This window comes from Serratia sp. AKBS12 (assembly GCF_024793895.1).
Lineage (GTDB): Bacteria > Pseudomonadota > Gammaproteobacteria > Enterobacterales > Enterobacteriaceae > Serratia_F.
Genome location: NZ_JANUSB010000005.1, coordinates 192,339 through 213,166 on the forward strand (window position 1 = coordinate 192,339; position 20,828 = coordinate 213,166).

Below are 20,828 nucleotides of genomic sequence, written 5' to 3' on the forward strand. Positions count from 1 at the left end.
CGAAAGCGGTTCCTGATACAATTATCAGTAAAAATTATTACTACATAAGCGCTTTGCTTAGTGAAATCTGCTAGTTTTCGCCGCGGTTGGCGACGAAAAATGGATTATCCTGCTGGCTATTTTTTGCTGTTGCGCACGTCTTCTTCCGCCTGGCGAATAATTGCCTTTGCCATCCATTGAGTGACATCCTGAATGCCGTGCAAATCCAGCCCCCAAATATCCTTTAATACCAGGAAAACCTCAGAACCATAAATCAACGAGAAGGAATGAATAACTCGCTGCAACGCCTCCGGGGGTAATGTTGCTTGCAATGGCTCAACCGCAAGTTTCAGCAGACGCTTGCGGTTGCCGCGCACAAATTTTTCGCCTGGCGTCGCGTTCGCCCATTGTTGTAGCGAAAGTTGCAACGCCGCGCGTAATGCCCCTTCGTGCCGTTCCATTTGCGGGTAGGCAAAGGCCAGTAATTGCTGAATGCGCAGCAGTGCATCGTTGTCGCGTGGCTCCCATTGCAAAATCGGCCCAAGGCTTTCCGCCACCACGGCGGTAATTAAAGCGCTTTGCGTCGGGAAATAGCGGTATGCGGTAGCACGGGAAACTTGCGCATGGGCGGCCAACTCGGTAATCGAGGGGAAAGCACCGCCGTCGTAGAGTTCCATTGCGCTGGCAAGCAGCAATTTACGGGTTCTGGCCCGAGTATGCGTTAAAGATTCGTCCCGCGGCGCGGGGAAAGCGGTAAGTGGCACATCAACCTCGCACTTCTCATGCCTTCCTGCCCCGGAATCGACATGTTTATAAAACGAAACTGGGGGATCCTGGCTCCTCCAGCAGCGCAAAAGCGACTTTAAAAAAGCCAAAATGAGACGCCAGTCTCACTTTTGTTTAAAATAAGCTTGCATAAATGATACTGCCGTCTCATTATGTATATAAATTCATCGGCTGTATCTAATTGTCTCAACACCAGGGTTCCAATTTTAATAATAAGTTATCATTAGAAACAAACAGTTCGGTCAACATCCGGACCTTTTCAGGAACAGACGATGAGAAATGCCCCAGCTTTTGTCTATATTGCTACCACAGCAGATACCAAAGGACAAGAGCTGGCGTATGTGCGTAGCTTGATTGACAACCTCGGTTTACCCACCATAACGGTCGATCTTTCTACACACAACATGCCAGCACGCTACCCGGCCGATATTTCTGCGGCCGACGTAGCCGCTTTTCATCCGCATGGTGCCGAGGCCGTATTTTGCCGCAACCGCGGCCAGGCCATTGCTGCCATGGCTATCGCCTTCGAACGCTTCATGCTGTCCCGTACCGACGTTGCCGCCCTGCTAGGCATGGGAGGCTCAGGTGGCACAGCCATGATCACTCCGGCCATGCAACAACTGCCCATCGGTCTGCCAAAGCTGATGGTGTCTAGCATGGCGGCAGGTGACGTTTCCGGCTATGTGGGTGCCAGCGACATCGCAATGCTGTATTCCGTTACCGACATCGCCGGGCTAAACCGGATTTCCCGTAAAGTACTCGGCAACGCCGCACATCAGATTGCTGGAGCGGTGCGCTTTCATACCGACGACGAAGCGGCCAGCAAACCCGCCACCGGGTTGACCATGTTTGGCGTGACCACGCCATGCATTCAGGCAGTGACCAGCGCCATTGAAGCACAGTGGGATTGCCTGGTGTTTCATGCCACCGGCAGCGGCGGCAGTGCCATGGAAAAACTGATCGACAGCCTGCTGCTGAACGCGGTGCTGGATCTGACCACCACCGAAGTGTGTGATTACCTGTTCGATGGGGTACTGGCCTGCAGTGAAGACCGCTTCGGCGCGATTGCACGTACTGGCATCCCATGCGTAATGTCCTGCGGCGCGTTGGACATGATCAATTTTGGCCACCCGAAAACCGTGCCGGCGCGCTATGCAGCTCGCACCTTTTACAACCACAATACCCAAGTAACGCTGATGCGTACCACCCCGGAAGAAAATGCGCATATGGGGCGCTGGATCGGCGAAAAACTCAACGCCTGTCAGGGAGAGGTACGTTTAGTGATCCCGGAGGGTGGGGTTTCAGCGCTCGACGCACCGGGACAACCATTCTGGGATCCGAACGCATTAGCCGCGTTCGTCCGTTCATTGGAACGCACCATGATACAGACCGCAAAGCGCCAGTTGATCAAGACGCCGTATCATATTAACGATCCGGCTTTTGCTCAGGTGATCATTGAGCAATTCCATGCCATTACCGCCAGAGCAGAATAATCTCCCCCACCATAATAAGCAAAGCACGGACAATAGCATGCCATGAGACAATAAAAAGGCCGGATAATCATCCGGCCCGTAGTAGTTAGGTTATGCGTTCGTTGCTAATGTCAATTATTCAGCAGTAGCCATCTTCTCTTTCATTGACTTCATATGTTCCATCATTTTCTGTTCGCGTTGCTGATAATTTTCGTTGTACTGTTTTTTCTGTTCTGGCGTCAGCAGGTTATACATTTTGTTTTCCGCTTTTGCGCGCTCCAGCATGCGCTCAGACTGTGCCTTGCTGATGGTATCAATCTGCGCCTTGGCTTTGGCTTCGTCAAAGTTGTCGGATGCCACCATGTTGTGCAGTGCCTGGCGCTCTTCCTTCATGCCCTGGCCGCGCTTCTGGTGCGCCTGTTTCATAATGTCACGCATTTGCTGGCGTTGCTGTTCGGTCAGGTTCAGACCGGCAAACGGACCACCCTTGCCTGGACCATTATGATGCATCATTTTCATTGGCGCGTTGTCTGCAGTCGGCGCGCTGGTGTCGGCGGCAAACGCCATGGAAGCAGAGCCCAGGGCCAGAGTGGAAGCGACAAATAAAGCGGTCAGTTTACGCATAATATATTTCCTTAAAATTTCTTCATCAGGAGCGCTGTACTTAACAGGCTCATCGTGTCGTCGAAGATAATAATAAGCTTATAAATATAGAGAAATGCGAGGGAGTGTAAACTTTTTAAAATGCAAAAAAGAATTAATAGGCAAATATGAATAAATTATGGAGGAAGCGTTTCGTTTGCGAAAACCCCACTGCGATTCAGATAAATCTCCTATAAAAATCTATTTCCCTACCTGGGATTAATGACAACTTATCACAGCGACTTCTTATCGTCGCGCAACATCACCACACGGGCATAAATTTCTGCCAAAGTACGGTTCTTTTCTACACTTATAAGCATTAGCCGGGCAAGCAGCGTTGTCAGGCAAAATGAATCATTGCATCTATAATAGTTCCCTTAAATCATTATCCCGCGCCAAAAAGCGTGTTATATGATAGGGATATATGCAGTAAGGCCGGACTGGCCTGAAACGACCGCCGAGGCTGACCCCGCGCTGCCGTTGCTCTTTTGAGGACACATCATGTTTGCAGATCCGGGACCCGTGCTCCTTAACACCCTGTTTGGTACCAGTAGCCCTTATTGGCGGCTGTCCTTTGACAGCAACGCGCTGGAGCTGACCGCCGTTAAGGGCACCGCACATATTGCCGTAACCCTGACGGCCCTGCAGGCGGCCAAAATCCGGCGGCTGACCGGCGTAACCAGCAGTCTGGACATCGCCATTGAATTATCCGGCGAGCCTATCCATTTGCATTTGGTTGGCCGCAGAATCAATAAATACGAATGGGCAGGTACCGCTTCGGCCTATACCGATACCAAAGCCGTAGCGCGCGATCTGGTGCACGGCCTATCGTTTGCCGAGCAGGTGGTGTCGGAAGCCAATTCGGTGATTGTCATTGTCGATCAACATGGTCATATCCAACGCTTTAATCGTCTGAGCGAAGAATATACCGGGCTGCGCGAGCAGGACGTCATCGGCAAAAACGTCTTCAAGCTGTTTATGAGCCCGCAAGAAGCCGCCGCTTCACGCCGTAATATTGCCGGTTTTTTCAAAAACGGCGCCTCGTATGAAGTAGAGCGCTGGATAAAAACCGTCAAAGGCGAACGACTGTTCCTGTTTCGCAATAAATTCGTCCACAGCGGCAGCGGCAAGAACGAGGTCTTTTTAATCTGCTCCGGCACCGACATCACCGAAGAACGGCATGCCCAGGAACGGCTGCGAGTGCTGGCCAATACCGATATCATCACCGGACTGCCCAATCGCAACGCCATCCAGGACAAGATCACCCAGGCGATCGAGACACGCGCGGCAAGCAGCGTCGGGCTGGTCTATCTCGACCTTGATAACTTCAAGAAAGTGAACGATGCCTACGGCCATATGTTCGGCGACCGCTTGCTGGTTGAAGTTTCCCGGTCGATCCTCGGCTGCCTGAACCACGGCGAAGTGCTGGCACGGCTGGGCGGTGATGAATTTCTGGTACTGGTCTATCAGGCAGACCGCGTGATGCTTCAGGAGCTGGCGCAGCGTATTATCGATCGGCTGAAAACGCCGTTTCGCATTGGGTTGATTGAGGTCTATACCGGCTGTTCCATTGGCATCGCCTTGTGCCCAGAACACGGTGACGATCTTGATGGGTTGATCCGCAGCGCCGATACCGCCATGTACGTCGCCAAGGAGTTGGGTAAACGGACGTTTACCGTATTTTCCTCGGAAATGAACCAACGGGTGGCGGAGTACATGTGGCTCGACACCAACTTGCGCAAGGGACTGGAACAGAACCAACTGGTGGTGTATTACCAGCCGAAAATAGATGCCTACAGCGGCGAGGTACACAGCGTGGAAGCGCTGGTGCGTTGGGATTCTCCCGAACGCGGGCTGATCCCGCCGTTAAAGTTTATTTCTTATGCGGAAGAGTCGGGGTTGATTACCCCTCTGGGTCAATGGGTGTTGAAAACCGCGGCTCGCCAGGCGGCCGACTGGCAACGGCAAGGGTTGAATCTGCGGGTGGCAGTCAATCTGTCCGCTCGACAGTTGGTGGATGATTCGGTAGTAGAGGATCTGCAACAGGTGTTGCAGGAAAACCACCTTACCCACTGCCCACTGGATTTTGAACTGACCGAAAGCAGCCTGATCGAAGATGAAAACCGCGCACGTACCGTCATCACACGGCTGCGGCAGTTGGGAGCGCAGGTTCACCTGGATGATTTCGGCACCGGTTATTCGTCGCTGGCACAGCTGGCGCGCATCCCGTTGGACGCCATCAAACTGGATAAAAGTTTTGTGCACGGCGTCGATCTGAACCCGGTATCGCAATCGCTGGTACGTGCCATCGTGGCGGCAGCCGAGGCGCTGCAGTTTCGCGTTATTGCCGAAGGTGTCGAAACCGACAGCGAAAACCATTTCCTCGACTGTGTTGGGGTCGATGAAAAGCAGGGCTTTCTATTTGCACGCCCGATGCTACCGGCGCAGCTTGCGCAGTGGCTGCATGGTTACCGCCCGCATCCAGCTTCCCTGTAATGCAGGCGGGCGTCGGTCAGACGGCACGCTGCAAGGTTTGCGTGTGTCGGTCTTGCAGCATCACCAAGCGTTCAATATATTCCCGATCCTTTGGCTCAATGGTGAACGCCGCATGTACCCAATCTTCGGTGATGTCCATCAACTCGGAACGGGTCAGTTGCAGCACCCGTTGCCGCGCGCGTAGCATGGCGCGCATGCCGTTCAGTCTGGGGCGGATAGTGTCGATAAAGGTACGCGTCGCCAGATAACCGTCCCCCGGCTGGAACAGCCGATCGACCAATCCGCGACTTTCGAACCATTCCGCCGTATGTGCATCCCCGCTCCAGATCAGCTCCTCGGCCAGCCGCATGCCGGCTTTGCGCGCCACCAGCGAATAGCCCCCCATGCCGGGGAACAGATTGAAGGCAATCTCTGGGAAACCCATGCGCGCATTGTTCTGCGCCAGCAAAAAATGGTGAGCCAATGCCGCTTCAAAACCGCCGCCCAGGGCACTGCCCTCCACCATCGCGATGCTCACCGCCCCGGTATCAAAACCGCGTGCCGCCGCGTGTACGCAGTCGATACAGGCTCGTGCGTAGGCGGTCATCGCCGCACGATTGCGGGTTTTAATCGACTCGGCGAAGAAGTTCAAATCGCCGCCCACGTTGAACATATTCGGCACCAGTGAGCCGGTAACCCAAAAATCAAACTGCAGCGACGACTCTTTGGCAGCCTGCGCCAACGCCATAATGTCTTCGATTAACGCCTGATTGAAGCATGGACGCGGCTCGGCGCGCAGCAACATCCACATAATGTTGCGCCCTTCTTCGTAATAGGCCGAAATCTGCGACAGATTGCCTGCCTCGGTGAACAGGCGGCAGGTGGGGTGATCGAGTAATTTCATAGGACCTTCCAATTTAACCAGTAACAACGATGGAATCGCTCCAGCCGTTATGGCTGTCGTTCGATAGCGCAGTGGTAAACCACATGGCTACACCATCAGTAAACGCTTTCGTGGCGCTGAAATAGGAGAATTGGCGGAAAAAATTGGCTGCTTCGACGATAGGAGATCGGATTATTACCCATAAACGCACTGCGAAAGCCCTATCTGTTAAACAGATAGCGGCCAAATCTGAGAAATCCCCAAATTCGCCGCTTCAACGGCCAAATCGACGGACGGTTTAGCTATAATCAGGGGCAGACCGACTTTTTATCGTTAAGGAAATCGTGACGTAATGCCTACAGGATCAGATAAAGAACCTCGTCAGCCCGACAGTGAAACCTCAGCCAAGCCACTGATCGACCTCAAAACCGGCAATCACAGCATCGACAAGGGAATCTCCGGGTTTTCCCGTCTGGTTGAGCGCATCAAGGCCTGGCCAAGCATTGCCCACCTGCTGCGTGCCACCGAACGTTTCAACGATCGGCTCGGCAGCCAGTTTGGCGCGGCCATCACCTACTTTTCATTTTTATCGCTGATCCCGATCCTGATGGTCTCCTTTGCCGCCGTCGGCTTCGTCTTGGCGTCCAACCCGGATTTGCTGGCTGAACTGATCAATAAAATCGTCGGCAGCATCAGCGACCCGACGCTGGCCAGCACGCTGAAAAACACCGTCAATACCGCTATTCAACAGCGCACCACCGTTGGGCTTACCGGGCTGGCGCTGGCGCTATATTCCGGTATCAGTTGGATGGGCAACCTGCGCGAAGCCATCCGCGCGCAGTCACGAGACGTTTGGGAACGTAATCCGCAGGATCAGGAAAAAATCTATTTCAAATATACCCGTGATTTTATTTCACTAATTGGCCTGGTGGTGGCACTGATCATTACGCTGTCGCTAACGTCGATTGCCGGCTCCGCGCAGGCTGCCATCGTCAATGCTTTGGGGTTGGGCGATATCGAATGGCTGCGCCCGGCGATGACGCTGATCGCGCTGTCGATTTCCATTTTTGCCAACTATCTGTTGTTCTTATGGATATTCTGGATGCTGCCGCGCCATAAGCCGAAGAAGAAAGCGCTGTTACGGGGTACCCTGATGGCAGCAATCGGCTTTGAAGTGATCAAGTTCGTTATGACCATGACGCTGCCGCAGGTAGCCAAATCCCCCTCCGGTGCGGCATTTGGCTCGGTGATTGGTCTGATGGCGTTCTTTTACTTCTTTGCCCGCCTGACGCTATTCTGCGCCGCCTGGATCGCTACCGCGCAGTATAAAGAGGATAAGACGCTACCTTCACAGCGGTAACCGGTCCGTTCAGGCAATTGGAATATACCGGCCTTTCACAGCAGGTCGGTTTTTTGTTTCAAAAAACAAGCCAAAAAGCAGCATAAAGCACCAAGTAAAACCCTGCGAGACGCTAGAAGCAGAATAACAAACTACCCAATAACTTTTCTTTGCCGGTTTTTCAGCGTTTAACACTGCCTGAAAGTACATCTACCACGTTAAACTCTACAAATCACCACGCCAATAAAACATTAGTCTTATTAACCGGTTATCGAACGCGCTGTACAAAGTTGCGCCGTTGAAAAGGCATTTTGCTGTGTCTAAGATGGCCTTTTAGATAATCAAAATATAAGAAACAACTATGCAAGCCTCCATAGCACCAACTGTCGACGCCGATGATGCATCCACGCCGGTCAACTCTCGGGGAAAGGTGCTGGTCGCCTCCTTGATCGGCACCGCCATCGAGTTCTTTGATTTCTATATATACGCCACTGCGGCCGTGCTGGTGTTCCCGCATATTTTCTTCCCGCAGGGCGATCCAACCACCGCGACGCTACAGTCGTTGGCCACCTTTGCCGTGGCCTTCGTGGCACGCCCCATCGGTTCGGCGCTGTTCGGCCACTTCGGCGATCGCGTCGGCCGTAAGGCAACCTTGGTCGCCTCATTGCTGACCATGGGGATTTCCACCGTGTTGATCGGCCTGTTGCCGAGTTATGAAACCATCGGCATTCTGGCGCCAATGCTGCTGGCGCTGGCGCGTTTCGGCCAGGGTCTGGGACTGGGTGGCGAATGGGGCGGTGCAGCCCTGCTGGCCACTGAAAATGCCCCGCCGCGCAAGCGTGCGCTGTACGGTTCATTCCCACAGCTCGGTGCGCCTATCGGTTTCTTCTTTGCCAACGGTACCTTCCTGCTGCTGTCCTGGCTGCTCACCGACCAGCAGTTTATGGATTGGGGCTGGCGCGTCCCGTTCGTACTGTCGGCGGTATTGGTACTGATCGGCCTATATGTGCGCGTTTCACTGCATGAAACCCCGGTATTCGCCAAAGTGGCCAAAGCCGGCAAGCAGGTAAAAATCCCGCTTGGCACCCTGTTGAGCAAGCATATGAAAGTCACCATCCTCGGTACCTTCATCATGTTGGCCACCTATACGCTGTTCTATCTGATGACGGTGTATTCCATGACTTACGGCACCACGGCACAGCCGCTGGGGCTGGGATATTCGCGTGAAAGCTTCTTGTGGATGCTGATGCTGGCGGTGATCGGCTTTGGCGTAATGGTGCCAATCGCCGGCCTGCTGGCCGACGCATTCGGTCGCCGCAAGACCATGATCGTCATTACCCTGCTGATGATCGGTTTCTCCTTCCTGTTCCCGGTAATGCTTGGTTCCGGTAACCAGGCGCTGGTGATGGCATTCCTGCTGTGCGGCCTGAGCATCATGGGGCTGACGTTTGGTCCGATGGGGGCCCTGCTGCCGGAACTGTTCCCGACCGAGGTGCGTTATACCGGCGCCTCGTTCTCATATAATGTCGCCTCGATTCTCGGCGCCTCGGTAGCGCCGTACATCGCTACCTGGCTGAACGCCAATTACGGTCTGTTTTATGTCGGCATGTATCTGGCAGCAATGGCGAGCCTGACGCTGATCGCTCTACTGACAATGAAAGAAACCCGCCACAAAGCGCTGTAACCCTCGCGTGGCTCCGCCGGTGCGCGGGGCCACCCTCTCTGCTGAGCTGTTTTTTGTCACAAAAGCCGTTTATGCTGCCACTCTGCTCAATAACGCGAGTGTTATCATGTCGCTGCGCCGCTGGTTTTTATTACTGTTGATGCTACTGACGCTGGTCGTTGTGGCGCTCTACTGGTGGCTGAAGCCTGCGCATACAGATGCACTGTGGCGCATCGTTAGTCGGCAATGCCTGCCGAATCAGCAGCAACGGCACGATCCTACGCCCTGCGCTCAGGTGGATCGGCCCGCCGGTTTTGTGGTGTTAAAAGATCGCAACGGCCCGTTGCAGTATCTGCTGATGCCGACAGCGAAAATCACCGGCATCGAAAGCCCGGTACTGCTGGCAACCACCACCCCCAACTTTTTCCAGCAAGCCTGGCAGGCACGCCGGTTTATGGCGCAAAAATATGCTAAACCGATTGATGACGCAGATATTTCGCTAGCGATTAATTCCGAATACGGCCGCACGCAGAACCAGCTGCATATTCATATTTCCTGCCTGTCACCGGCGGTAAAAACGCGGCTGTCACAGCTGGCTCCCGGCGTCAGTCAACGCTGGCAGCCGCTGCCCGGTGGTCTGCTTGATCATGAATATCTGGCCCGTCGGGTAACGCCAGAGCAGTTGGCGCAACAGGGGGCATTCCGCTTGCTGGCCAACGGAGTCGCCGACGCCGAGCAACATATGGGCCGTTTTGGGCTGGCGATGACCGCGTTGCCCGACGGCGATTTCCTGCTGCTGGCCACCGAACGCAACCTGCTGCGCTTCAATATGGCCTCGGCGGAGGAAATTCAGGATCACCACTGCCGGCTATTGTCCCCAGCGCCCTGAGCGCCGTTATTTTTTACCCTTCATTTGGCGCAGTATCTGCCCACACTGGTTTTCATCACCACCGTCGCTGGGCGACACCAGCGCCAGCAACGCGGCGGCGGGTGCTACCACCACCCCGAGCGCCACGGCGGCGGCACCACGGGCAATCAACGGCCCCGGTTTCACCCCGGCATCCGGGTTCTTGAAGGTTCCGCGTACATAGAGCGGCGAGCGCAACGTCAATACACGCATGCCTTTGCTTTCCGGATTGATGGACAGATCCATACGCTCGCTGGCGAAGTTGGCGTTGCCGGTAATGTTGATAAGCGCATTCTCGGTATCGAATACGAATAGCCGCGGCGCAGCGACGCCATTACGTACCTCAACGTCGGCTGCCGCACAGTTAATACCCACCTCGTCGTCACCGAATATCTGCGCTACCAGATAGTTGCCGACGTTCAACCCCAGGATCTCCATCAGGCTGCGGCTGATAACGCCGTCGTTAATCAACAGCCGCAGATCGCCGCTGCTGCTGCCGAGCAATGCCGCCACCGAGTTACCGCTGCCGCGTAGTTTAGCGTCACCGTTCAGTTCTCCCAGGCTACGTTTCATCGACTCGACGTTCGGTAACAGCTGCTTAAGTTGGAATTTGCGCGCATGCATATCCACCCGCCCCTGCATTGGGCTTTTGCTGCCGTCGAGCCGTACGGTGGAATTCAGATTGCCGCCGGCAACGCCAAAGCGCAGCGGATCCATCAACAGCACGCCGTTATCCAGTTTCAAATGGGTAGATAAGTCGCTGAGTGGCAATGAATTACCATGCTCGATACGCTTGGCAGAAAAACGCACGTCGGCATCCATCACATCCCAGCTTTTGCTGTCAAAGTGCTCTACCGGCAATACCTTGTCGGATGGCTGACGCGTTTTTTCGCCACGGTTGGCTTTTTCGGCGTTGGAGTCGGCACCAATCAACGGGGCCAGATCGGCAAAGCGCAGCTGTCTGGAAACCACCTCTCCAGTCAGTTTTGGCCGCGGCTGGCTGGCGACATAACGCAAATCGCCATGAATATCGCTGTCGCCAATTTTACCGCCGAAGTTCCGGTACAGGTATACCGCCCCCTCCTTCTCTCGCAGTTTGGCCGTCAGATGGCCGTCGGTGGCGTACGGTGGCGTGTTTGGCAGCAGCACGCCGATCAGTGGATATAGGTTGCCCAGGCTGTCGCCGGAGAATTTCAACTGCACGTCCAGCCCCGCCAGGTTTAACGGATCGCTCAACGTGCCGGCCACCACCACGCGGGTCGAGCCGGAACGGACGTCGGCCTGCAAAGGGAACGGCAGCTGCGCGTTTTGCAGCGACAGCATGCCACCGATCTTGCCGCTGCCGCTCAACGGCTCGCCGTTATATCTGCCCTGTACTTTCCAGCCAAAAACATAATCCGGCGTTACCACCTCACCCTGCCGTTTTTTGCCGGTCACCTCACTGAACGGCAGCGGCTTGCCAAGCGGATCGATCTGGGCGCGCAAGTCGGCCTTCAGCATGGCATCTTTATAATCAAGCTGGCCGCGGTCGAATACGATATCGTGAATATTCACCGACCAGTTGGAGGCCGTTGCCTGCGGGTCGCTGCCGCTATTCGCCAGATGGAATGTCCAGTTGTTTTCGCCATTGGCCAAGCGCTGCAGTCGCGCGTTCGGTTGTTTTAGCCAGATACGCGGGATCAACAGCCGTTTGCCCAGCAGCGCCAGCGGCGCAATGGTGGCATCGACCCGCCGTAGCGTCACCATATGCTCGCCGGGAATATTCTCCGGGTTGCCAAGCACAATATCTTCGGCGTGGATATGTGGCCACGGTACCCAGGCGCGCCAGCCGCCTTCGTCCCTGTTGCGTGCCCAGTCCACGCCCAGGTCGCCGCGAATGGCAAACGGCCGTTGCAGTTCGGCAGAGACCTTGTCATTGATGGTGGGCTTAAGGCGGTTCCAGTCGAATGTGGCGATCAGTACGACCAAAGCCACCGCCACCACCAGCACTACCCCGCCCAGCCAACTAAAAACTTTTCCTGTTTTGCTCATAACGGATTCCTGAACGCATTCGTCAATCGTTGGATTTGCCTGGCAAAATTGATTAATAGTCCTTATCAAGCCTAGTTGATGACCCACAAGAATTCACGCGCTGGGCACGCTGGAGGTTGCGGATGCCACATCGCCACCCGTCGATCATGCGGATGTGATGGCCGCCGGTTTTAGCAGTAAAAAGAGCGACCAGGGCATTTTACGACTGCGATCAAAATAAAATAAAACGCCGTTTTATTTGTATTGACTCGTTGCCGCGTTGCCATGAGACTGAGTATATAGCTCAGTAACCAGACAAATTTTTAACGCAGGGAACCCCATGAATCACAAAAATCTTGCCGTGATCGGTGAATGCATGATCGAACTGTCGCAGAAGGGCGACGATCTCAGCCGTGGCTTTGGTGGCGATACGTTGAATACCGCGGTCTATGTCGCCCGTCAGGTCGCGCAACAGGCGCTGAATGTGCACTATGTCACCGCGCTGGGCACCGACAGTTTTAGCGAGGAAATGCTGCGCGCCTGGCAGCAGGAAAGGATCGGGACTTCACTTATCCAGCGTATGGACAACAAGCTACCGGGTCTTTACGTGATTGAAACCGATGAAACCGGCGAGCGCACCTTCTACTATTGGCGCAACGATGCCGCCGCACGCTACTGGTTGGAAAGCCCACAGGCGGACAGCATTGTTTCGCAGCTGGCACGATTTGATTATCTCTATCTCAGCGGTATCAGCGTGGCGATCCTCAATCCAGGCAGCCGGGCAAAATTGCTGGCTCTGCTGCGCCAATGCCGCAGCAACGGCGGCAAAGTGATTTTCGACAATAACTACCGTCCGCGCCTGTGGCAAAACAAGGAAGAAACCCGACAGGTATACCGCGATGTGCTGTCTTGCACCGATATTGCGTTCCTGACGCTGGATGACGAGGATTTATTGTGGGGACAGCAGCCGGTAGAACAGGTGGTGAGCCGCACCCGCGGCTTCGGCGTACAGGAAATCGTGATTAAGCGTGGCGCAGAGTCCTGCCTGGTATACAGCGCCGAAGGTGGCGAACACGACGTGCCAGCGGTGAAATTGGCCAAAGAGAACGTGGTGGATACCACCGCCGCCGGGGACTCCTTCAGCGCCGGTTACCTCGCAGTGCGCTTGAACGGCGGCAGCGCGGAACAGGCGGCGCAGCGTGGGCATCTGACAGCCAGTACGGTGATCCAGTATCGGGGAGCCATTATCCCGCAGGCAGCTATGCCGGCGTGATGTTAAACCGCACATCAAGGGATCAGACACCCGCTTAAGCGTGGGTGTCGTAGTCGTATTGCGGGTCAGAGGAGGATTGTTCGCCAAAGCACAGCCTTCTCCCTCGCCATTAATCGTGCAAAATAGCATGAGAGAGATTGACTGTATCGTTTGATAGCGAAGATAATACTGCTAGATAAATTTTCCCTGGTGTTAGCCAATTGGCAACCTGATCTAAAAGGTCAGGTTTTTTTTCGAATCTTTATACTTTCATTTTATGAACGCAGTATATGTTCTCTTCATTCCGCCGGGTAGTTAGACTTAGGTCTAGGTTTGGGCTATACTTTTGTTAGTACAGGGACGTTATAGTTTCACTTGAGGTAATTAGATGGCTATTTTATTCTCCAATAATGACATCATCAATGACACGATAAAAAATTACCTCGATCGCAAGCTGAAAGTGTACGGTGATATAAAATATTCCTATCTAATTCTTAATAAAAAAAACCCTGCTGAGATCAATATAATCTCGAATTACCCTGATGAGTGGGTGAATATTTATAAAGAAAATAACTATCAGCATATTGATCCCGTGGTGGTTATTGCATTCAATAAAATAGCGCCATTCTCCTGGGACGAGAACCTTGCCATTAATTCCAGTTTAAAACTTTCAAAAATCTTCAATCTGTCCAGAAAATACAATATCATTAACGGCTTTACCTTTGTCCTGCATGATCCTAATAATAATCTGGCCATGTTATCCATCATGCTGGATGAAGAGAAAAGCAACGAGATAGAAGAAAATATCGAAAGTAACAAAGAAAAACTGCAAATGCTGTTAATTTCTGCCCACGACAAGCTCATCTCTCTATACCGAGAGATGAGCCAAAATAAAGATGAGAAGATATATAACGATAAAGAAATATTCTCACACCGTGAGAATGAAATACTTTATTGGGCCAGCATGGGGAAAACTTACCAGGAAATCGCCCTTATACTGGGTATAAAAACTGGCACCGTAAAATTTCATATTGGCAACGTGGTTAAAAAACTCGGCGTATTGAATGCCAAGCACGCGATAAGACTCGGCATTGAGCTGCAGCTCATCAAACCGGTCATTCAGTGAAAGCCAACGATAACGGCCAATGTGTCAGGGTATTCTCGGCAAGGCTCTCATGCTGCTTTATTCTGTCAATCAGCACCGCCTGATTTTGGCTGTCGGTCGGCAGAAACAGCAGATAGATGGGTTTTTCCTTTTCTGACAGCCCTTTCTCAACCACAGAGATTCCCCAGCCAGAACGTTTTAATATTGTTAGCATCGGATGGCTGACGATGGTGAATATACCGTCATAGCCGGCATTGATTGAATAGTTAATCATGGCAAGAAACAGGATGGAGCTAATCGGGAATCGACTGTCGAACATCGATTTGACCCTTTTTTTATCCACGAAGAATCGGCTGGATTCCAGATAATTCCCTGACGGAATATCGATTCTATCGAAATAGCTAAAAAAGGTGCCAGTTATCATATTAGGATATTTCGTTTCTATAAATCTTACGCTACAAATAACCGAGCCATCATTGACGCCTAATAGATAATTGGTATGATTATTATCATACTCGTCAAACTCCATGCCATTATTGCAATTTACAGCCCAGTCGAGACGATCCTTGAAGGTTTCTTTGCGCAATGTAAATAATTCTTCCGATACGTCATTGGCCAACAAACTATAATTTACATCAAAAATCTCTAACATATTCCCTCCGTTAACGGCATGTTTGCATGTCAAATACAACCACCCAACAATTTTTCTTATATCCAGCGGCGTTAGTCGACTTCATTATATAATTTGACGTTTATGTTAGCTATTGTACAGACACTTCGTATGGTAGGCGCGCTGCACAACCAAAGCCGCAGTTGATACGTCAGCAAGGAGGTTGATATTACATGATGCGCATGGAAGGAAGAAGAGCAGACGCACGTTAGCGCTATAAATGACAAAAGCCGGCAAATGCCGGCTTTTGGTGTTTTTAACCGGGCGCCAAACCGCGCCCGGGAACTAAGCTAAGCGGCCTGATTAGCCAGCCACGGCGATGCGCTTCATATCAGTCATATAGCCACGCAGTTTACGACCCACCGATTCAATCGGGTGGTTGCGTACCGCTTCATTAACATCACGCAACTGCGCATTGTCAACGCTGGTACCGGCAACTGACTGGCCCAAATCGCCCGCCTGCAGAGTGTTCATGAAATCTTTCAGCAACGGTACCGCCGCATAGGAGAACAGGTAGTTGCCATACTCTGCAGTATCGGAGATCACTACGTTCATTTCATACAGACGCTTGCGCGCAATGGTGTTGGCAATCAGCGGCAGTTCGTGCAGTGATTCATAGTACGCGGACTCTTCGATGATCCCGGAATCCACCATGGTTTCAAACGCCAGTTCAACACCGGCTTTCACCATGGCCACCATCAGTACGCCGTTATCAAAGTATTCCTGCTCGCTGATTTTGCCTTCGAACTGCGGGGCGTTTTCGAACGCGGTTTTACCGGTTTCTTCACGCCAGGTCAGCAGTTTCACGTCGTCTTCCGCCCAGTCCGCCATCATGCCGCTGGAGAAGGCGCCAGAAATGATGTCGTCCATGTGTTTTTGGAACAGCGGCGCCATGATCGCTTTCAGTTGCTCAGACAACGCATAGGCACGCAGTTTCGCCGGGTTGGACAGGCGATCCATCATCAGGGTAATACCGCCCTGCTTCAGCGCTTCGGTGATGGTTTCCCAGCCGAACTGGATCAGCTTTTCTGCATAGGCCGGATCGCGACCTTCGGCCACCAGTTTGTCGAAGCACAGCAGTGAACCCGCCTGCAGCATGCCGCACAGGATGGTCTGCTCGCCCATCAGATCAGATTTCACTTCGGCAACGAAGGATGATTCCAGTACGCCGGCACGGTGGCCACCGGTGGCCGCAGCCCAGGCCTTGGCGATGGCCATGCCTTCGCCTTTTGGATCGTTTTCCGGGTGAACGGCGATCAACGTCGGTACGCCAAAGCCGCGTTTGTACTCCTCACGCACTTCGGTGCCCGGGCACTTCGGCGCCACCATCACCACGGTAATGTCTTTACGTACCTGCTCGCCGACTTCAACGATATTGAAGCCGTGAGAATAGCCCAGTGCCGCACCGTCTTTCATCAACGGCTGCACCGCGCGCACCACGGCAGAGTGCTGTTTGTCCGGCGTCAGGTTAACCACCAGGTCGGCCTGCGGGATCAGCTCTTCGTAAGTCCCGACCTTGAAGCCGTTTTCGCTCGCCTTACGCCAGGAAGCACGTTTTTCTTCAATCGCTTCCTTACGCAGGGCATAGGCAACGTCCAGACCCGAATCACGCATGTTCAGGCCCTGGTTCAGCCCCTGGGCGCCACAGCCGACGATCACCACTTTTTTCCCTTTCAGGTAGCCGGCTTCGTCAGCAAATTCGTCGCGCGCCATAAAACGGCATTTACCCAATTGCGCCAACTGCTGACGCAGGTTCAAAGTGTTGAAATAGTTAGCCATGGTGGTACTCCAGTTAGATGTTGTGTCTTGCATGTTATTTTCATTCCCCGCCCTGTCTGTGCGGAGATTCGTTAAACTCAATGTATAACAGGATCTGCGTTGCTCAAATTGATATATTAACAATGTAATATTGCAATTTATGCAACGTAATCACCGCGAGCGTACAACTATGGATTTACGTGATTTAAAGCTGTTTCTGCACCTGGCAGAAGGCCGTCATTTTGGCCGTACCGCCAAGGCGATGCACGTCAGCCCGTCCACGCTTTCCCGCCAGGTACAGCGGCTGGAAGACGAGCTGGGGCAGCCGCTGTTCCTGCGTGACAACCGTACCGTGCAGTTGACCGACGCCGGGGAGCAGCTGAAAGTTTTTGCCCAGCAAACGCTGTTGCAATACCAGCAACTGAAACACGCACTCGGTCAGCACGGTCCTTCGTTGAGCGGCGAGCTGCGGCTGTTCTGTTCGGTGACCGCAGCTTACAGCCACCTGCCACCGATTCTGGATCGCTTCCGCGCGCAGCATCCGCTGGTCGAAATCAAACTGACCACCGGCGATGCCGCCGATGCGGTAGATAAAATTCAGTCGAACGAGGCCGATCTTGGCATCGCTGGCCGGCCGGAAAGTCTGCCCAACAGCGTGGAGTTCACCAAAATCGGCGAAATTCCGCTGGTACTCATCGCCCCGGCGTTGCCATGCGCCGTGCGTACCCAGGTATTTGCCGAACAGCCGGACTGGGCCAATATTCCGTTTATCCTGCCGGAGCACGGCCCGTCGCGTAAACGCATCGAGCTGTGGTTCCGCCGGCAGCGCCTGAGCAACCCGCTAATATATGCCACCGTCGGCGGCCATGAGGCCATTGTCTCGATGGTGGCGCTGGGTTGCGGCATCGCCCTGATCCCGAGCGTGGTGGTGGATAACAGCCCGGAGCCGGTGCGCAATCGCATCTCGCAACTGGACAATATCTCGATGGTCGAGCCGTTCGAACTAGGCGTTTGCGTGCAGAAAAAGCGCCTCGGCGATCCGTTGATCGACGCGTTTTGGCGGCTGCTGTAAACGGCAAAAATTCACCGCCGCTCCTCTCGCCGCCAGGCGGCGGGTCAGCCAAAACGCGTTTATAGGTCAGCCGGATCGATCTGTTTCATTGCCTCCACCTTCATCAGCCAATGGTAGAGCGGTTCGAGCTGTTGAAACGCCTCGATCAGCATCGGCACCACATTGGCGCCGAACAGTTTTTCGACCTGATTATCGCTGACCATTACGGCAAAGGACTTACGGTGATACCAGGTCGAGATTTCCGCTGCCAGATCCTTTACCAGCAACCGTTTGTAGCTCTCGCCCACCAGTTCAAACGGCGGTTGGCAGCAGGCTGCCACCTCAAGAAACCGTTGGGGTTGGCGCCGTAGCGTATGGCGGAACAGATCCATGGTTTGCTTGTTGGCACTGTAATAGCCCAAACCGTAACGCAGCAGATCGGGCCCAATTTCGAAGAAATACACCGGCGCGTCTTTCCAGTCTTTGCTTGGCCGTTTGAACGTCAGCCACATCCGGCTGCGATAGCGTGATTTGTCATGGGAAAACCGGGTATCGCGATGAAGGCGCGACAGCGTTTTGCCGATCGCCGGGCGAATTTCGAACTGCGGATCAATCATCAGCATCGCAGGGGCCAGGTCGTTCACCAGCGTGCGAAAAGGCGTAAGCAATTCCCGTTCATAGACATCGCGCCGTGCCTCAAACCAGTCTTTGTCGTTTTCAATCCGCACCTGTTGTAGGAAATCCAATCCCTGCTGACTAAAACCGTTGAACCGCTGCGCCATATCTCTCCCCACCGCTTTACCTTATCTACCATGGCGTAGATCCGCCCTCTGCCAGCGCGGCTTCACAAACACCCGCCGACGGCTGCGGAAATACGTCACATACAGATAAAAAATTATCCGATTACTACATAAAAACTCGCCGGCCGAACCGCACAGCAGCGTTGCAACCCGCAATACGCTGGTTCCCACCGCTCGCCCAGGTCGAGAACACCGCCAGTAACATGACCACCAGCATGACGAGGTAATATTTCAGCAATACCACACCGCTATTTTTGCTCTGTACCAGCAGGATCAGCGTCATCGACACTGCCATCATCCTCTCGGGTAATGCCTGGATAACGCCGATCAAATATTGCCCGGTCGTCTTGATATTGTTCGCCGGCGGCGACGGCGTAGCACTGATACCACCGCCGACAAACGCCATCGCGTTGTTCCGCGTTGCCTGCCACCGCAACCGAAGCCCGTTTTGGATCGCCTCGGTTGGATAACGCCCGGCTCGCACTTCCTTAGCCCTGCAAAAAGAAGCGAAATGCCGGGTTAGTGGTTTCATCATGAAAATCATAGCCCAGCGCCGCCAGGTGCTGTTCAAACTCCGGTTCGGTTTGCGACAGCTCAAAACCCGCTAGCACGCGACCGAAATCAGTGCCATGGCTGCGATAATGGAACAACGAGATATTCCAGTGGGTGCCCAGGGTATGGAGAAACTTCAGCAGTGCGCCCGGCGACTCCGGAAACTCGAAGCTGTACAGACGCTCGCGTAACGGCTTGGAAGGCCGCCCGCCCACCATATAGCGCACGTGCAGCTTGGCCATTTCGTCGTCGGACAGATCCACTACCTGATAGCCGCCGGCCGCCAGTTCACTGATGATTTCCTGGCGTTCCGTATGGCCGCGCGTCAAACGCACGCCGACAAAAATGCAGGCGTTATCAGCATCGGCATAACGATAGTTGAACTCGGTTACCGCCCGGCCCCCCAGCAGTTGGCAAAACTTGAGGAAGCTGCCCTTCTGTTCAGGGATCGTGACCGCAAGCAGCGCTTCACGCTGCTCACCCAGTTCACAGCGTTCAGAAACGTAGCGCAAACCATGGAAGTTGAGATTAGCGCCGGACAGCACGTGAGCCAATCGTTCCCCCTGGATGTCATGCTGCTGCACATACTTCTTCAAACCGGCCAGCGCCAGTGCGCCCGAGGGCTCGGCGATGGCGCGTACATCCTCGAACAGATCCTTCACCGCCGCGCAGATGGCATCGCTGTCAACGGTGATGACATCGTCGAGATATTCGCGACACAGCCGAAAGGTTTCATTGCCAATGCGTTTCACCGCCACGCCTTCGGCAAACAGCCCAACGCGTGGCAGATCCACCGGCTGCCCGGCGTCCAACGCCGCACGCAGGCAGGCGGAGTCTTCGGCTTCGACGCCAATCACCTTGATCTGCGGCATCAACTGCTTGATCAATACCGCCACCCCTGCCGCCAGCCCTCCGCCACCGACCGGCACGAACACGCGATCCAGGTGCGCATCCTGCTGGAGCAGCTCCATCGCCAGCGTCCCCTGACCGGCAATCACCGCCGGATGATCGAACGGCGGTACAAAGGTCATACCCTGCTGCTCGGAAAGTTCGATCGCCTTGGCTTTGGCTTCGTCAAAATTGGCGCCATGCAATAGCACTTCGCCGCCGAAACCGCGCACCGCATCCACTTTGATATCGGCAGTCGATACCGGCATCACAATCAGCGTCTTGATACCAAGGCGGCTACCGGAAAGCGCCACGCCCTGTGCATGGTTACCGGCCGACGCCGTCACCACGCCGCGCGCCTTTTGTTCTTCGTCCAGCCCGGCAATCATGGCATAGGCCCCGCGCAGCTTGAAGCTGTGCACCGGCTGCCGATCTTCGCGCTTTACCAGCACGATATTACCGAGGCGCGCGGAGATTTTGTCCATCGCCTGCAACGGGGTGACTTGCGCCACCTCGTAAACCGGCGAGCGGAGCACCGCACGCAAATATTCGGCGCCGCAGGGGGCGTCGGGTAGGGGTTGTGATACCGCCATGAT

17 protein-coding genes are annotated in these 20,828 nt (G+C 54.0%); 8 read left to right on the forward strand and 9 right to left on the reverse strand.

Annotated features, from left to right (window positions below):
• Window positions 1-116: 116 nt before the first annotated feature.
• Window positions 117-656: a TetR/AcrR family transcriptional regulator gene (locus NYE85_RS03855; RefSeq protein ID WP_259003093.1), complete on the reverse strand. Its 540-nt coding sequence runs from the start codon at window positions 654-656 to the stop codon at window positions 117-119.
• A gap of 381 nt (window positions 657-1,037) precedes the next feature.
• Between NYE85_RS03855 and NYE85_RS03860 the strand changes: the two genes are divergently transcribed.
• Entirely contained in the window at window positions 1,038-2,258 is a 1,221-nt protein-coding gene (locus NYE85_RS03860) for a Tm-1-like ATP-binding domain-containing protein (RefSeq protein WP_259003045.1), read from the forward strand.
• A gap of 114 nt (window positions 2,259-2,372) precedes the next feature.
• Here the strand turns inward: NYE85_RS03860 and spy are convergent, their stop codons facing one another.
• Complete coding sequence (gene spy / locus NYE85_RS03865; protein ID WP_259003046.1) at window positions 2,373-2,861, reverse strand: ATP-independent periplasmic protein-refolding chaperone Spy; 489 nt, start codon at window positions 2,859-2,861, stop codon at window positions 2,373-2,375.
• Window positions 2,862-3,380: 519 nt separating this feature from the next.
• Here spy and pdeR point away from each other — a divergent pair.
• The gene (gene pdeR / locus NYE85_RS03870) at window positions 3,381-5,375 is read left to right on the forward strand and encodes a cyclic di-GMP phosphodiesterase (RefSeq protein WP_259003047.1); all 1,995 of its coding nucleotides are present in this window, start codon (window positions 3,381-3,383) and stop codon (window positions 5,373-5,375) included.
• Window positions 5,376-5,391: 16 nt separating this feature from the next.
• Here the strand turns inward: pdeR and NYE85_RS03875 are convergent, their stop codons facing one another.
• A complete protein-coding gene (locus tag NYE85_RS03875; protein WP_259003049.1) occupies window positions 5,392-6,258 on the reverse strand; it encodes a crotonase/enoyl-CoA hydratase family protein in 867 nt (288 codons plus the stop codon).
• A 331-nt stretch (window positions 6,259-6,589) separates the two neighbouring features.
• Between NYE85_RS03875 and yhjD the strand changes: the two genes are divergently transcribed.
• The 3 genes from yhjD to NYE85_RS03890 all read left to right on the forward strand — a co-directional run bounded on the left by yhjD (window position 6,590) and on the right by NYE85_RS03890 (window position 10,128).
• Window positions 6,590-7,597, forward strand: coding sequence for an inner membrane protein YhjD (yhjD, locus tag NYE85_RS03880; protein ID WP_259003050.1), 1,008 nt, complete (start codon window positions 6,590-6,592; stop codon window positions 7,595-7,597).
• Window positions 7,598-7,937: 340 nt separating this feature from the next.
• Window positions 7,938-9,260 carry an MFS transporter gene (locus tag NYE85_RS03885; RefSeq protein ID WP_259003052.1) on the forward strand — a complete coding sequence of 441 codons (1,323 nt, stop codon included), beginning with the start codon at window positions 7,938-7,940 and terminating at the stop codon, window positions 9,258-9,260.
• Window positions 9,261-9,366: 106 nt separating this feature from the next.
• A complete protein-coding gene (locus NYE85_RS03890; RefSeq protein ID WP_259003053.1) occupies window positions 9,367-10,128 on the forward strand; it encodes a CDP-diacylglycerol diphosphatase in 762 nt (253 codons plus the stop codon).
• A 6-nt stretch (window positions 10,129-10,134) separates the two neighbouring features.
• On the opposite strand, the gene NYE85_RS03895 is transcribed toward NYE85_RS03890, so the two are convergent.
• Window positions 10,135-12,177 (reverse strand): AsmA family protein, encoded by a 2,043-nt coding sequence (locus NYE85_RS03895; RefSeq protein WP_259003056.1) that lies wholly within the window; start codon window positions 12,175-12,177, stop codon window positions 10,135-10,137.
• A 319-nt stretch (window positions 12,178-12,496) separates the two neighbouring features.
• Between NYE85_RS03895 and NYE85_RS03900 the strand changes: the two genes are divergently transcribed.
• On the forward strand, window positions 12,497-13,429 hold the full coding sequence (locus NYE85_RS03900) for a sugar kinase (protein WP_259003058.1): 933 nt from the start codon (window positions 12,497-12,499) through the stop codon (window positions 13,427-13,429).
• A gap of 367 nt (window positions 13,430-13,796) precedes the next feature.
• Window positions 13,797-14,534 (forward strand): LuxR family transcriptional regulator, encoded by a 738-nt coding sequence (locus NYE85_RS03905; protein WP_259003060.1) that lies wholly within the window; start codon window positions 13,797-13,799, stop codon window positions 14,532-14,534.
• On the opposite strand, the gene NYE85_RS03910 is transcribed toward NYE85_RS03905, so the two are convergent.
• Together NYE85_RS03910 and ilvC are read right to left on the reverse strand one after the other, a co-directional pair.
• On the reverse strand, window positions 14,524-15,165 hold the full coding sequence (locus tag NYE85_RS03910; RefSeq protein WP_259003062.1) for an acyl-homoserine-lactone synthase: 642 nt from the start codon (window positions 15,163-15,165) through the stop codon (window positions 14,524-14,526). The two genes, NYE85_RS03905 and NYE85_RS03910, sit on opposite strands and share 11 nt — an antisense overlap.
• A gap of 321 nt (window positions 15,166-15,486) precedes the next feature.
• On the reverse strand, window positions 15,487-16,962 hold the full coding sequence (gene ilvC / locus NYE85_RS03915; protein WP_004956456.1) for a ketol-acid reductoisomerase: 1,476 nt from the start codon (window positions 16,960-16,962) through the stop codon (window positions 15,487-15,489).
• Between the two features lie 169 nt (window positions 16,963-17,131).
• Here ilvC and ilvY point away from each other — a divergent pair, with 169 nt between their 5' ends.
• Window positions 17,132-18,013, forward strand: coding sequence for an HTH-type transcriptional activator IlvY (gene ilvY, locus NYE85_RS03920; protein WP_259003064.1), 882 nt, complete (start codon window positions 17,132-17,134; stop codon window positions 18,011-18,013).
• 59 nt (window positions 18,014-18,072) lie between these two features.
• Here the strand turns inward: ilvY and NYE85_RS03925 are convergent, their stop codons facing one another.
• The 3 genes from NYE85_RS03925 to ilvA all read right to left on the reverse strand — a co-directional run bounded on the left by NYE85_RS03925 (window position 18,073) and on the right by ilvA (window position 20,825).
• Window positions 18,073-18,774, reverse strand: coding sequence for a DUF2461 domain-containing protein (locus NYE85_RS03925; protein WP_259003067.1), 702 nt, complete (start codon window positions 18,772-18,774; stop codon window positions 18,073-18,075).
• 124 nt (window positions 18,775-18,898) lie between these two features.
• Window positions 18,899-19,198 (reverse strand): hypothetical protein, encoded by a 300-nt coding sequence (locus NYE85_RS03930; RefSeq protein ID WP_259003069.1) that lies wholly within the window; start codon window positions 19,196-19,198, stop codon window positions 18,899-18,901.
• 82 nt (window positions 19,199-19,280) lie between these two features.
• Window positions 19,281-20,825, reverse strand: coding sequence for a threonine ammonia-lyase, biosynthetic (ilvA, locus tag NYE85_RS03935; RefSeq protein WP_259003070.1), 1,545 nt, complete (start codon window positions 20,823-20,825; stop codon window positions 19,281-19,283).
• Between the last annotated feature and the right edge of the window lie 3 nt (window positions 20,826-20,828).

Excerpts from the sequence above, each read along its gene's own strand:
- ilvY (WP_259003064.1), top strand. The coding sequence starts at position 17,132 with ATGGATTTACGTGATTTAAAGCTGTTTCTGCACCTGGCAGAAGGCCGT.
- NYE85_RS03910 (WP_259003062.1), bottom strand. The coding sequence starts at position 15,165 with ATGTTAGAGATTTTTGATGTAAATTATAGTTTGTTGGCCAATGACGTA.
- NYE85_RS03905 (WP_259003060.1), top strand. The coding sequence starts at position 13,797 with ATGGCTATTTTATTCTCCAATAATGACATCATCAATGACACGATAAAA.
- NYE85_RS03860 (WP_259003045.1), top strand. The coding sequence starts at position 1,038 with ATGAGAAATGCCCCAGCTTTTGTCTATATTGCTACCACAGCAGATACC.
- ilvC (WP_004956456.1), bottom strand. The coding sequence starts at position 16,962 with ATGGCTAACTATTTCAACACTTTGAACCTGCGTCAGCAGTTGGCGCAA.
- NYE85_RS03855 (WP_259003093.1), bottom strand. The coding sequence starts at position 656 with ATGGAACTCTACGACGGCGGTGCTTTCCCCTCGATTACCGAGTTGGCC.
- NYE85_RS03900 (WP_259003058.1), top strand. The coding sequence starts at position 12,497 with ATGAATCACAAAAATCTTGCCGTGATCGGTGAATGCATGATCGAACTG.
- pdeR (WP_259003047.1), top strand. The coding sequence starts at position 3,381 with ATGTTTGCAGATCCGGGACCCGTGCTCCTTAACACCCTGTTTGGTACC.
- yhjD (WP_259003050.1), top strand. The coding sequence starts at position 6,590 with ATGCCTACAGGATCAGATAAAGAACCTCGTCAGCCCGACAGTGAAACC.
- spy (WP_259003046.1), bottom strand. The coding sequence starts at position 2,861 with ATGCGTAAACTGACCGCTTTATTTGTCGCTTCCACTCTGGCCCTGGGC.
- ilvA (WP_259003070.1), bottom strand. The coding sequence starts at position 20,825 with ATGGCGGTATCACAACCCCTACCCGACGCCCCCTGCGGCGCCGAATAT.
- NYE85_RS03895 (WP_259003056.1), bottom strand. The coding sequence starts at position 12,177 with ATGAGCAAAACAGGAAAAGTTTTTAGTTGGCTGGGCGGGGTAGTGCTG.
- NYE85_RS03925 (WP_259003067.1), bottom strand. The coding sequence starts at position 18,774 with ATGGCGCAGCGGTTCAACGGTTTTAGTCAGCAGGGATTGGATTTCCTA.
- NYE85_RS03930 (WP_259003069.1), bottom strand. The coding sequence starts at position 19,198 with ATGGCGTTTGTCGGCGGTGGTATCAGTGCTACGCCGTCGCCGCCGGCG.
- NYE85_RS03875 (WP_259003049.1), bottom strand. The coding sequence starts at position 6,258 with ATGAAATTACTCGATCACCCCACCTGCCGCCTGTTCACCGAGGCAGGC.
- NYE85_RS03885 (WP_259003052.1), top strand. The coding sequence starts at position 7,938 with ATGCAAGCCTCCATAGCACCAACTGTCGACGCCGATGATGCATCCACG.
- NYE85_RS03890 (WP_259003053.1), top strand. The coding sequence starts at position 9,367 with ATGTCGCTGCGCCGCTGGTTTTTATTACTGTTGATGCTACTGACGCTG.